This is a genomic window from Thalassoroseus sp., from assembly GCF_984380535.1.
The window spans coordinates 31,827-45,513 of the sequence record NZ_CFHRBF010000018.1 but is presented as its reverse complement, the minus strand read 5'-3'; the positions used below and the strand labels follow the sequence as shown (position 1 = coordinate 45,513).

The 13,687-nt window shown below is 53.9% G+C and carries 8 protein-coding genes; 7 read left to right on the top strand and 1 reads right to left on the bottom strand.

Annotated elements, in window-relative coordinates; translation table 11 throughout:
• The first annotated feature begins 129 nt into the window (after nt 1-129).
• The 4 genes from AC5DDB_RS22890 to AC5DDB_RS22875 all read left to right on the top strand — a co-directional run bounded on the left by AC5DDB_RS22890 (nt 130) and on the right by AC5DDB_RS22875 (nt 10,482).
• Nucleotides 130-2,733, top strand: a complete 2,604-nt coding sequence (locus AC5DDB_RS22890) for a DUF1553 domain-containing protein (RefSeq protein WP_491742079.1) — start codon at nt 130-132, stop codon at nt 2,731-2,733.
• A 623-nt stretch (nt 2,734-3,356) separates the two neighbouring features.
• Nucleotides 3,357-4,811 (top strand): DUF1501 domain-containing protein, encoded by a 1,455-nt coding sequence (locus AC5DDB_RS22885; protein WP_491742078.1) that lies wholly within the window; start codon nt 3,357-3,359, stop codon nt 4,809-4,811.
• Nucleotides 4,812-4,973: 162 nt separating this feature from the next.
• Nucleotides 4,974-9,275 carry an LVIVD repeat-containing protein gene (locus tag AC5DDB_RS22880; protein WP_491742077.1) on the top strand — a complete coding sequence of 1,434 codons (4,302 nt, stop codon included), beginning with the start codon at nt 4,974-4,976 and terminating at the stop codon, nt 9,273-9,275.
• Between the two features lie 166 nt (nt 9,276-9,441).
• Nucleotides 9,442-10,482 carry a ThuA domain-containing protein gene (locus AC5DDB_RS22875; protein ID WP_491742076.1) on the top strand — a complete coding sequence of 347 codons (1,041 nt, stop codon included), beginning with the start codon at nt 9,442-9,444 and terminating at the stop codon, nt 10,480-10,482.
• Nucleotides 10,483-10,516: 34 nt separating this feature from the next.
• On the opposite strand, the gene AC5DDB_RS22870 is transcribed toward AC5DDB_RS22875, so the two are convergent.
• Nucleotides 10,517-11,395 carry a UbiA-like polyprenyltransferase gene (locus tag AC5DDB_RS22870; protein ID WP_491742075.1) on the bottom strand — a complete coding sequence of 293 codons (879 nt, stop codon included), beginning with the start codon at nt 11,393-11,395 and terminating at the stop codon, nt 10,517-10,519.
• Between the two features lie 142 nt (nt 11,396-11,537).
• On the opposite strand from AC5DDB_RS22870, the gene AC5DDB_RS22865 reads away from it, so the two are divergent.
• From AC5DDB_RS22865 to AC5DDB_RS22855, 3 genes are all read left to right on the top strand, one after another.
• The gene (locus AC5DDB_RS22865; protein WP_491742074.1) at nt 11,538-11,792 is read left to right on the top strand and encodes a FliM/FliN family flagellar motor switch protein; all 255 of its coding nucleotides are present in this window, start codon (nt 11,538-11,540) and stop codon (nt 11,790-11,792) included.
• Between the two features lie 164 nt (nt 11,793-11,956).
• Entirely contained in the window at nt 11,957-12,769 is an 813-nt protein-coding gene (locus tag AC5DDB_RS22860; RefSeq protein ID WP_491742073.1) for a DotU family type IV/VI secretion system protein, read from the top strand.
• A 118-nt stretch (nt 12,770-12,887) separates the two neighbouring features.
• On the top strand, nt 12,888-13,595 hold the full coding sequence (locus AC5DDB_RS22855) for a hypothetical protein (RefSeq protein WP_491742072.1): 708 nt from the start codon (nt 12,888-12,890) through the stop codon (nt 13,593-13,595).
• Nucleotides 13,596-13,687 lie beyond the last annotated feature (92 nt).

The following is a 13,687-nucleotide window of genomic DNA, read 5'->3' as shown; positions in this document are numbered from 1 at the left end:
GCGGTTTGACCGCCGATCTCCTGCGTGAATTCTGATAAATCGACGGTTTCCATTGGCGACCCGTTGCATCTCAGGCCGACGCATCTACAATACTTAATGCGTTCTCCGCCCGCCTTCCCTCCAGAATGCATGTCCCGCCCTATGAAAGCATTCGTTTACGTTATCGCTTGGCTTGCCGCGTTTTCGACGACCGTTTCAGCTGCCCAGCCTGAGATTGCGTTCGAAACGGACATACGTCCGCTGTTCAAAGCGCGATGTTTTCACTGTCACGGCGAAGGCGAAACGGAAGGCAGTTTGGACCTCCGCTTGCGACGTCTCATCGTGCAGGGTGGAGATGCAGGTCCGGCCATTGTTCCGGGTAAAGCGGCCGAGAGTTACCTTGTCGACCGGATTCGCAGTCATGAAATGCCTCCTGAAGATTCCGGCGAACCGTTGACGGAAACGGAAATCGCGACCATTGCGAAATGGATCGATGCCGGTGCGAAAACTCTCCGGCCGGAACCGGAACAAATCGGGCAGGGTATGCTGATCACCGAGGAAGACCGCCAGTTCTGGGCCTTCCAACCGATGAAGAAACCAGCAGTGCCGACAGTCGACGGATTCGTCAGTCCAAACCCGATCGATTCCTTTATCGCGCGAAAACTCCACGAAAACGGTTTAGATTTCGCCCCAGAAGCGAACAAACGCGTCCTCATTCGACGCGCGTATTTTGATCTCATCGGCTTGCCACCGACTCCCGAAGAAGTCACCGAATTCCTTGCCGATAATCGCGAGGATGCCTGGGAACAACTGATTGACCGACTTTTAAGCTCTCCGCACTATGGCGAGCGTTGGGGACGACATTGGCTGGATATCGCTGGATATGCCGACTCCGAAGGTGCGAACGATACCGATACGATCCGCACGTGGGCATACAAATATCGCGATTATGTCATCAATGCATTTAACCAGGATAAACCGTTCGATCAGTTCGTCCGGGAACAACTTGCCGGTGACGAACTTGTCGAGCCCCCGTACAGCGAACTGACGTCCGACGAAATTGAAAAACTGACCGCCACCGGATTTCTTCGTTTGGCCCCGGATGGCACCGCTGCGTCTACCGCGGAACCCGTTGTGACACGGAACGAAGTGGTGGCGAACACCGTCGAGATTATGGCGAGTTCCTTACTCGGTCTCACGGTGCAGTGTGCACAATGTCACGAACACCGCTACGATCCGATTCCCCAAGCTGATTACTACCGTCTACGGGCGATCATCGAACCGGGACTCAATCCTAAGAAGTGGCGAAGACCGGCCAACCGCTTGATTTCTCTCTACACAAAAGCCGATCGTGAACAGGCCGCCAAGCTGGAAGCCGAAGCCAAGGCAGTGCTCGCGAAACGCACGGAACGGCAAACCGAATTGATCGAAGCGGTTTTCCGTCGCGAATTGGCAAAGCTGCCAGAAGCGGAACGCGAGGCCGTCGAAACTGCTCGGAACACGCCCGTCAAAAAACGCACGGCCGAACAAAAAGAGCTTCTGGCGAAATATCCCAGCGTGAACGTTTCCGCCGGTTCGTTGTATCTCTATGACCGGAAGGCAGCCGACGAACTGAAGAAGCTGTTAGACGATGCGAAAGCCATTCGTGATCGGAAACCGAAAGAAGAGTTTCTCCGCGTCCTTACCGAGAACCCCGGTGAAGTGCCGACGACTCATCTTTTCCATCGTGGCGATCCCGACCAACCGAAAGAGGCGATCGAACCTGCGGGTCTCACAATCTTAGCCAATGGTGAGGAGTTACCGACGTTCCCCGTGAACGCGGAAAAGATTCCCACCACGGGCAGACGATTGGCCTACGCGAACTATTTGACGAGCGGTCAACATCCGCTGCTGACACGGGTATTCGTCAACCGCGTTTGGCGACACCATCTCGGTCGCGGCATTGTGGATACCCCCAGCGATTTCGGTCAACTGGGCGATCGGCCCTCGCATCCGGAGTTACTCGACTGGTTGGCGACCGAGTTTATCGATCGTGATTGGAGCGTCAAAACGTTGCACCGGATGATCATGACATCGCAAACCTATCGGCAAGCACTTGCCACCGATGTAAAAACACTTCAGACCGACCCCGACAACCGCCTCTTTAGCGGAGCACGTTTGCGTCGATTGGATGCGGAAACATTGCGAGATTCCATTCTGACCGTATGCGGGCAGATCAACCGTGAAGTGGGTGGAAAACCAGTGCCGATTATGGCCGACCGAGCAGGGCAATGGGTGCTTGGAATCGAGAACCTAAGTGCTGGCCGCCCTGGTCCGGTGTTGCCGCTGCATGGGCAGGAGTTTCGTCGCAGCGTCTACGTGCAAGTTCGCCGATCCCGTCCATTGGGGATTCTCGATACATTCGATTGGCCACGCATGGAACCAAACTGCAACGCCCGTGCATCTTCCACGGTTGCCCCGCAATCGCTGATGCTGATGAATGGTCAGTTCACATTAGATAGCGCCGATCATCTAGCAGGCGATTTGCAATCGCAGTTTGATTCCGATGTCCCGGCTCAAATACGCGCAGCTTGGCAACGAATCCTCTGTCGACTACCTAGCGAGCAAGAACTCAAAGACGCCACCGAGTTCGTCCAAACGCAAACCGAAGACCTCGCCCAACAGCCTGATATGCAAACCGTCGCTGCTCGTCATGCCCTTGCGAGTCTGTGTCAGGTGCTACTCGGATCGAACGAGTTCTTGTACGTCGATTAGATTATGAAGGGATTGGAAGCGTGGTGAAGCGAACCGAAAGTGCAGTGGCATGAACATGTGGAAAGGCAATAAGTTGGGACTCGATAACTTTCACGATCAATGCATAGAGTTAGCGGATGCTCTCACAAAGTCCGCGTTTGAATGGCGACCAAGTTGGAACTGGCATCCTGGTGGAAAAATCAAACCGATGGGAAAGACCAGGTGCGAGTTCAATAAGCAGCGGCAACAGAAGGGGCTTGGCACAATTTACCTCCAATACATCTTTAAGCCAAATGTTATTCAAGTTGCTCTCTACCTGACATATCTAGACCTTCCCGAACTGGCATGCAATCAAATCGACACAAATCGGACACTTATTGAGCGTGAAGTAGGGCCTTGTTCGAGCTGGGACCTTGAGAAAGAAGCGAAATGTCGATTCACTATTCCGACACGAATAGAAGGTTGGCAGGATGATCGTTCATGTTGGAGCAGGGTTGTTCCAGGGTTGGTCGGTATGATGTGGAGATTTCATAAATTCACTCTTCCGATTATAGGGTACGAGCCTTCTACGTAGCAGATCGTCACTAATATTGGGTTTCATGTTACGAAGCTCATCCTGCAAAGAAATCTAGAGGCATTCCTGAATGAACCCGATTGAACATTCACGTCGCCATTTCTTGACCCAAGGTGCAACGGCCGCTGCGAGTGTGGCATTGGCGACGTTGCTGAACCAGGATGGTTTGCTCGCGGCTCCGGCGAAACCGGATTTCGAACCAAAAACCTTCGACACGTTGCCAAAGCAGCCACACCACGAACCACAAGCGAAAGCCATGATTTCGCTGTGGATGCAGGGTGGTCCCAGCCATCACGATATGTTCGATCCTAAGCCGGAACTTGCCAAACTCGATGGCAAACCGTTCCCCGGCAAGATCAAATACGACAATGCCGCCCAAGCCAGTTCCAAAGTGCTAGCTTCTCCTTGGAAATTCGCGAAGCATGGCGAATGCGGTATGGAACTGTCGGAACTGATTCCGCATACCGCGAAAGTGGTCGACGACCTCACGTTGATTCGCTCGATGCACACGGGCGTGAATAATCATGGCCAATCGATTCAAGCCCTCAACACAGGGCGGATTCTCTCTGGGCGTCCGGTCATCGGCAGTTGGCTGACTTACGGACTCGGCTCCGAAACACAGAATCTCCCCGCGTATATTTCACTCACCGACCCAGGGCAGTTGCCGGTCCTCGGAGTGGAGAATTGGTCGAACGGATTTCTCCCGGCGGTCTATCAGGGCACGGCCGTGCGACCCCAGGAACCGCGAATTCCGAACCTCGACGCACCCGCCCACTTACAAGGACAGCCACAATCCCGTGCGTTGGCATTGTTGAAAACACTCAACGAACGACACCGCAACGAGCGTCCTGGCCAAACAGATCTCGATGCCCGCATTGCGTCCTACGAGTTAGCCGCCCGGATGCAGTCAGCCGCAAAAGAAGCGTTGGATCTGTCGCAGGAGACGAAAGCCACGCAAGCCATGTACGGTATGGACGATCCGATAACGAAAGAATATGGCAGTCGGTGTCTGATTGCTCGCCGACTGATTGAACGAGGCGTGCGATGCGTCCAGGTTTTCACATCGAACCAATTTTGGGATCACCATGGAAGCATCATTTCCAAGTTGCCGGCGGCTTGCAAAAAAATCGATAAACCATCGGCTGCCCTGGTGACGGATCTTAAAGCGCGTGGCTTGTTGGACAGCACCGTCGTCCATTGGGGCGGTGAAATGGGCCGGCTTCCGGTTGTGCAGAACGATGCCGGTCGCAACAAAATTGGCCGCGATCACAACACCTATGGCTTCTCGCAATGGGTAGCCGGCGGTGGGTTCAAAGGCGGTTACGTTCACGGTGCGACGGATGAATTCGGCCACCATGCGGTGGAGTCGCCCGTGAGCCATAGTGATTATCACGCGACCTTGCTCCACCTATTCGGATTGGATCACACGCAACTGACATACCACCGCAACAACCGCGACCTCTCGCTCACCGATGGCCAAGAGTGTCAGATCGTCAATGACCTTTTGCGAAACCCGCCCAGCTGATTTTTACTCAAGTTTTGCTTAGCGAACGCATGTGAGTTGGTGAATTGCTCTTGACCAGATGGGAACATCCGGTTATCACCCTGGCCATGGTTCGCGTTCGGCGATGAAGCCGAAAATGCGCGAAACAATTTTTCGTCAGCCGGAGAGGGAGGGCCGGAAGCGATGGGTCGCGCTAAAGCACCGTTAGCCATTTTGGCTGTTTGCATCACGAGTTTGTCAGCGTTCCTCTGGTGGACGCTGCAACCCGCACCAGTTGCCCCACTGTCCGCTGCTGAAGAACCAGCACCTCGAACGCGAACGGCTGCTGCAAAACCAGCCGAACCGACGTTGGGGCAACGCATCCGCGGCGTCGTTCAACAGGTCACCGGCACACAACCGGAACCCGCCGGTGTGGGAACTGTCCTGCAAGCCGACGCAATTCTGCAAGAAGACGCGGGCACCCGTGCTCCCAATGCGACGGAGGATCCCTTCCCATTGCCACAAGGTTTTGATGCTCATCAGACGAGTCTGCTGAATCAAACCAAAGAAGACGCCATCGCCAAAAGCTTCGGTTGTGTCGAGTGTCATAAGACCGTGCACGATCCGCACTATGCTCAGTCGTTCCATCTGGGCTGTTGTGACTGTCACGGTGGGGACCCATCCGCAACCACGAAGGAACAAGCACACCCCAGCCCACGGTTCCCGGATGCATGGCGAACTGCAGCCAACCCAATCCGCTCTTACACATTGCTCAACCACGAACGTCCTGAATGGATTCGCTTCGTAAACCCCGGCGACTTGCGTGTCGTCCACCTTTCCTGTGGCGGCAGCGGGTGTCACTCGGACGTCAACTTGCAAGTCAAGAAAAGCATGATGACTCACGGCTGCATGCTGTGGGGTTCGGCGTTGTATAACAATGGGTCGGTCCCTTACAAATGGCCACGCTATGGCGAAAGCTATTCGATGCTAGGGACACCGCAACGGCTTCAAACCTATCCACTTCCGACCCAAGAAGAACTCGATAAAAAAGGTATCCTACCTTACCTCGACCCCCTGCCGAGATATCAAAATTCTCAGCCTGGTAACGTCCTGCGTGTCTTCGAACGTGGCGGTCGGTTTGTGATTGAAACCGGTATTCCCGAGCGTCTCAACGACCCTGGTAAGCCTCGTGAGAAACTTGGTGCCCGCGGACTCGGGACTCTCAACCGGACAGACCCGGTATTCGTGAGTTTGAACAAGACGCGTTTGCTCGACCCAACACTTAACTTCATGGGCACGAACGATCACGCTGGTGACTATCGTTCGAGTGGTTGCACAGCGTGTCACGTTGTTTATGCGAACGACCGCAGCCCGGTTCACTCTGGTCCTTATGCAAAATACGGTAACCGCGGCACTCGCGCGAAAGCTCCCGATGAAATGGTCGTGAGCGTTGACCCGACAATCCCGCCTGATGAACCAGGCCACCCGATTGAACACCGCTTCGTGCGAACAATTCCGTCGAGCCAATGCATGATCTGTCATATGCACCCCGGTACGACGGTCATGAATAGCTACTTCGGTTATATGTGGTGGGACCTCGAAACCGAGGGCGAACACATGTGGCCTAAGAAACAGCGATACCCCACCTCCGAAGACTATGCTCAAGGTCAAATGAACGACCCGCACGAAGCGAGTGTCAAAGGCCTATGGGGTGACAATGAATTCCTCAGCAAAGTCGCGGAACTGAATCCGTTCCTCGATAAAACTCAGTTCGCAGACTTCCATGGCCACGGGTGGGCCTTCCATTCGGTCATCAAAAAAGACCGAGATGGGATTCCGCTCGACCATAAGAACAATCGCATCGAGAACGTCGGCAATTCGCAAATGCAAATGTCGATACTTATTCCGCAATACGTGAAGCAACTCTACAAGGATCGAGACAAAAAAGATCCAGAGATGATCAAACAGATGGAAGCGCAACTCGATAAAATGCGCGACAATGTGCCAGTTCACATGCTAGACATCCACCTTGAAAAGGGGATGCACTGTATTGACTGTCACTATATCCAAGACATGCACGGCAACACCAAACTCTATGGTGAAGTGCGAGCCGCGATTGAAATCCAATGTACGAACTGTCATGGGACTTCTTCAGAGTTTGCTTGGGAAGTCAGTGAAGACGGTCTCCGCACAACCGGACCTGCCGCTGAAGAGCGTGGCCCGGACAAACCACTTGGCCGACTGATCTCGGCAATGCGAACGCCATTCGGAGAACGACGGTTCGAGTGGAAAGACGGCAAACTTTATCAGAACTCGATGGTCGAGAAGGGTCTTGCATGGGAAGTCAAACAGACGAAGCACACCATCGACCCAACCCATAAAGACTATAATGCCCAGTCCGCAATTGCGAAGACTGCCTACTTGGATGAAGAATCCGGGCAAATGAAATGGGGTATGCTCCCCGACGATCCGCGTAAATGTGCCCATGCGAGAAACAAGCTCTCATGTATTGCTTGTCACTCGTCTTGGAACCCGAGTTGTTATGGCTGCCACCTGCCTCAAAAGGCAGACCGTAAAATGCCGGAACTCCATAACGAGGGTGACGTCGACCTCAACTATACAGCCTACAACTGGCAGACGTTGCGAGACGAAGTCTATATGCTAGCTCGCGATGGGATCGTCACCGGTAACCGCATCGGTCCGGCACGAAGTGCATGTGCGATCCATGTTAGTTCCTATAACAAGAACCGCGAATCGATCTACTATCAACAACAGACAATCTCTGGCGATGGTTTGTCAGGCATTGCGTTTAGTTCGAATGCTCCGCATACCGTGCGAGGCAAGGGCGAAACGAAACTGTGTACCGACTGTCACGTCTCCGAAATGGAAGACAACAACGCCTTGCTAGCTCAACTGATGATGCAAGGCACTAACTTCATGAACTTCATTGGGAAGTATTGTTGGGTCGCTGCGGACAACCACGGTTTGTTCGCTGTCCAAGTGACTGAACGTGCTGAACCGCAAGCTGTGATTGGTAGTAAGCTGCATAAGCTCGCCTACCCGGACTACTTCGAAGAACACATCAAACGCGATGGCTACCTCGAACTATTCCACGAACACCCTGGTAAAGATATCGGCGAGAACATTTTCCATCCGTTCCAGAAGCCGAGAATTCTGAGCCTGCAACATCGCGGTGAATTCTTGTATGCCGCTTGCGGTGAGCTTGGTCTGCGAATCTTTGATATCGCATTTACAGACCATAAAGGCTTTAGCGAACGAATTGTGTCAGCTCCTGTGTCACCGTTTGGACAACGACTCTATGTGCGAACGAAGTACGCTATGGATGTCGCTGCCCCGACAACAATTGCACCGGACCCCACTCGCGTGCAACACCCAGAGAATAAAGACGCAGCCGTCCACGGACTTTACGCAAACATCTATGTAGCCGATAAGTATGAGGGGCTTGTGGTTGTTAGCGTCGGTACCTTGTTAGATGGTAATCCGACAAATAACTTCGTCGAACGTGCCGTCACCTTTAACCCTGGTGGGTTGTTGAAAGGTGCACGCAGTGTTGAGATCGTCGGCACATCCGCTTATATGTGTTGCGACGCAGGTCTCGTTGTTGTCGACCTCGAAGACCCCTTAAACCCTTGTGTTGCTAGTGTTGTCGAAGGCGTGCATCACCCGACTAGTGTCGGCGTGCAATTCCGCTATGGATTCGTCACGACTAGTGAAGGGCTAACGGTCCTCGACACGACCGACTACAAGCATCCGCATGTCGTCAGTTGTTTGCCGCTGCCGGAAGCTCATAGTGTTTATGTTGCTCGGGGTTATGCTTATGTCGCTGGCGGTCATCATGGATTGCTCATCTGTGATGTCTCGAATCCGCTCGAACCAAAACTCGATCAGTCCTTCACAGCTGGCGGGTGTATGAATGATGTGCACGATGTCAAACTTGGCATCGCATATACTAGCCAATTTGCTTACGTCGCTGATGGAAAGAATGGTCTGCGGGTTGTGCAACTGACATCGACCGACACGCCCGGTTACCGAGGATTTAACCCCCGACCGACGCCAACGCTTGTCGCGACCTTCCCGATTCCTAAGGAAGGGCATGCGGTAGCTATTGCCGAGGGCGTCGATCGAGACCGAGCTGTCGATGAGGCGGGGAATCAACTCTCTGTATTCGGACGAGTGGGCGCACGACCGCTCAATAAAGAAGAGCAGATGAAGATGATTCAGAACCGACTCACTGGTGACCTCTTCCGTGTCATCGACGGACGCCGAAATTACGGAATCCCTGATCCGACGATGCGAGAGAAGGACCTGTGGAAACAGTTGGTTGACTACTTCCCGAACTACGTGCCTTACGATCCTCGTGTCAAACGACCGAGTGTCGAAGCCGGAATTCCACGGATCAATGCGGAGAGTCCGGAAGACCTGCCAGCGAAGGAAACTCCGGGTCTAATTTACCGTCCGACGGAACTAGCCCCGCCGCCAGAATAATCGGAATCGTTCGTCACTGAATTCGACAGCCGCATCCCAACTCGGATGCGGCTTTTTCATTGGTATGATTGGTGAATTCTGCCGACAGTTGTGCAATTGCCGATGTGTCTCTAATCTTGAATTCCACACGCATGTCATTTAACGACCATAGCCTGAAAGGGAAGCGATGCGTTCAAGAATTGGGACATTGACGGTTGCGGTTACCTGTTGGTTGGGTAGCTTGATGCCGTTAGCGGCCGAGGACCTGGTTTACAAAGGTGAAGACGGGCCCGGGCAGGGCAAGCGAATCGTGCTGATTAGCGGCGACGAAGAATACCGCTCTGAAGAGGCATTGCCGATGCTGGGGAAGATTCTCAGTCAACGGCACGGATTCACCTGCACCGTGTTGTTCTCGGTCGACCCGAAGAAAGGGTACATCGATCCTAACAACCAAACCAATCTCCCCGGTTTGAATGCGTTGAAAGACGCGGATTTGATGATCGTCGCCACCCGGTTCCGACACCCACCTCAGGAAGACATGAAGCACTTTGAGGCGTACCTGGACGCCGGAAAACCGGTGATTGGGCTCCGGACCGCGACACACGGATTCAGTGGGCCATGGTCGTATTTTGGTCGACAGATTTTGGGGGAACAGTGGGTCGCGCATCACGGCGGTCACAAACGCCAAGGGTGTCGCGGTGTGATTGAGGAGGAGAACGCAGACCACCCGGTACTAAACGGCGTCAAAGATGTGTTCGCTCCGTCGGACGTTTATACCGTTTCACACCTTACGGATGCCGACACGATCTTGTTACGAGGCGCGGTGACGGAATCGCTAGACCCCAAATCGAAGCCAATCGAAGGTCCGAAGAACAACCCAATGATGCCTTTGGCTTGGATGCATCAGTACAAGTCTCCTGGCGGCGGTGAGGGCGAATCTTTTTGTACTACGATGGGAGCCGCCGTGGATTTAGTCAGTGAGGATGCCCGCCGGATCATTGTCAATGCGGCGTATCACCTCACGGGACTCGATGTACCGAAGCACGCAAACGTCGAGTTTGTCGATCCGTTCTACCCAAGTTTCTATGGGTTCACAAAGCCACCGTTCTGGAAAGAACGCGACATCTACCCATGGGACTTCGCACTTGGGAAATCTCCAAAGGCCGTCGATCCACCAGGTTCGCCGGAATGGCCATTCCGCGAGATGGGTCCGAAACACTCCAAATAGGAACACGAGCCTGTCGCAACTCGGCAGGCTTTTTTTACGTCGTCAGATAGGGTTTCAGTAGGACGTCGGCCAATCCGAGAACGAATAGCCCGACCGAAATCACCGCGTTGATTTGGAAAAACGCAATTCCCACTCGGCTGAGATCATCCGGGCGGACGATGGCGTGTTCATATGCCAGCAGAATGGAAACGCCAACAACTCCGGCAAAGAAAACCCACCCTAAGTCCGCAACCCACCACAACCCAAACAGACATGCAATTGTCAGCAGGTGACTGAGAAATGCCACTCGCAACGCCGATCTCACACCCAGTCGGGCTGGCACACTGAACAGACCGCGATTTCGGTCGAAGCTTTCGTCTTGGCAGGCATAGATGATGTCGAACCCGCCGACCCAAAAGAAAATTACGGCGGCGAGCAAAATCGGTGTCCATGCGACTGCCCCCGTCAGTGCGATCCAGGCGGCAATCGGAGAGAGCATCAGTGCCGCCGCTAACCAGTAGTGACACCACATCGTGAATCGCTTGGCATATGAGTAGCCGAGCAGAAAGAGCAATACAGGAACCGAGAGGATCAAGGGCCAGCGATTCGGCCAAAAGAGCAGGGTCGATGCAATGAACCCGCAAGACGTCAACGCGACGAACAACGTCACTGCCCGCACGGAGAGAATCCCCGCTGGTAAGTGACGACCTGCGGTGCGAGCATTCTCGGCGTCAATTTTTCGGTCGACCAGCCGATTGAATGCCATCGCTGCAGATCGTGCAAATATCATGCACAGCAAGATCCCGAGCAGATCCTGCCATCGAAATGGCACCGTCCGCCAGGCCAAAACCGAGGCCAACAACGCAAATGGCAACGCGAAAACGGTGTGACTGAATCGAATCAGGGACAAAAAATGGATGATGCGATTCCACATTGATCAAAAGCCCTTGGGAGGAGTCAAAGCAAGTCCCCGTATTCTAGTCACCCGCCATCGAATCGCCATGCCTGAAGAAATCGAGCCTATTTGGTCGATGAATGAGACAGCGGTCTTCTGCACTGACTTCCGAGGGGCACCGATGGGATCATCCACAAATGTCGACGCCAAGCGACTGATGAAGTTGCCGGTCACTGTGACTGTCCGTTTGGCAGAGCGACAAGTCGAATTGAAACAAATGCTCAATCTCTCCCCGGGATCGTTGCTGACATTCGATAAATCCTGTGACGAACTCCTCGATTTGTACGTCAACAATCAGCTTTACGGCCGTGGCGAAGCAGTCAAGATCGGGGAGAAATTCGGGTTAAAGATCAACAAAATCGGTGACACACTGTAGCTTTCGCCAAAAGGACGTAACGATTGGCGTTGCTGCCGTGGTCGCCAAGTTTCGACAGACGGTGCAACCCGTCGCAAATCAAAAAATGCCGAGTCGAGCGGGTACGCCAGTCGATCAATGACTTATCACCTGAAAGTCATTCGCAACTCGAAAGAACACGCTCGATGCACAATCCGCTGAAAGAGCGAGTCATTCGGGTTTTTCTCTCGGTGCTCGACAGCATGGAATCGCTCGCCGAAGAGTCGTTGGAAGTCGAGGACGTGCGTCCTCAGATTCAGCATCTCTTCAAGTCATGGCCTGATTCGCCGGTCGGTAGCGAGGAAAAACTCACGCAAGCCGCCTTGGTTTATTGGATCGACGATCTCCTCATCCACGAGAACTGGCCCGGGGCTTCGAAGTGGCGGGGTTATTCGCTTGAGCATGCGTTGCTCGGGACTGGTAATGGCGCTTGGCAGTTTTTTGAAGCCGCAGAAACCGCCCGGCATCTCGGGTATACCGACGCACTCGAAGTCTTTGCGGCATGTACGAGACTGGGATTCCAGGGCGTTTACCGCAAGCGACGTCATCTCCGCCAACCACAGCGGCACGTGGCGACATCTGCCCGTTCGGGATCGAGCCTGGCTTCCAATACAGCGAGGATTAGCGGCTCGGTTTCCCAGACCGCTAACTCAACTCGTCTTCAAGCCACAGCTGAAGTAGCAACCGCAACCGCTGAGCCGGCCTATAGTTCTGTCAACAGTTCTGCTCTCGAGTGGCCGCCACGTCGGACACGAGATGAAGTTCTCTCCGGTCTACCCGCCACGATCGACCAGTGGAAGCGAAGTACGTTCGGCGAACTTGGGAATGACGGTGACCTCGCGGAAATCTCGTCCCTGGCTGGGAGATCAAAAATACCAACCGTTCCTCGGTTGCTAGTCACGGCGACGGCGATGATTGCGCTCGTCGTTTCCCTATGCTGTCTTGTATGGCCCCACTGATCCACCTATCTCACCGAAACCACCAAACCGGAAAACTTGGGGAAATCCTCAAGATCCGTCACATCCTGGTCGATTGAAAAGATAGGAATAGAACCGTGCGAATCGGTGGGAGTCTGGTATGCCGCGATTCTTGAATACGTATTTCACGCAGGGCGTCCGTTTCTTCGGATGGTGCACCCAATGGTGTTTGCGTGGCGTGATTCGTTCGATCCAATTCACGGCCGTCGTGCTACGTGCAAGCGGTGCACGAGCATGGCAGTACCCTCGCACCACAGGGCTTGCGCTCGGATTGGTTGTTACGGGAGTTGCCTGTCAGGTGTTCTTTTCCGGGGCACTCTTTCCCGAGCCTGCTGATGTCGGTTCCCATGACGCTCAATCGAGCGATGAACTGACAGGCATGGACGGACAACTGTTATCAGTGCTACCGGATGTCGAACCGGCCAAACTCGAAACCGATTTTCCCATGACGGCCCTTGTTCCGAATACGGTATCGCCACCGACGATGCCTGATTTCGAACCCATTCTGCCAGTCGCTTCTCTGGGAACCGGTGAAGCAACGAATCAACCAACCTCACAGAATCACGACGTCCCGGTCGCGACCGGCTCTCAATTTGGGACGCCTCCGTGGTCGGAATCGACCATTCCGGAATATCGTCCCACAACGGACCGTTCGATTGCGGATCACTCGAATCCTTCTTCGAAACAAACTGGATCAGGTGCCTGGTTGACGGGAACGATTGAGTCCGTCACCCCGACTTCACAACCGACCTCACCAACGCGAATGGCGGGACCGTGGGGCAATTCGCAAACTCCACAACGATACTAGACCGTATGACGGTCTACTGTGTCCGTGAAGGACGCCGAAAGTGATTGTTTTCCGACCGCCACGTGACAAGTACCGCCTAGATCAAACTAAAT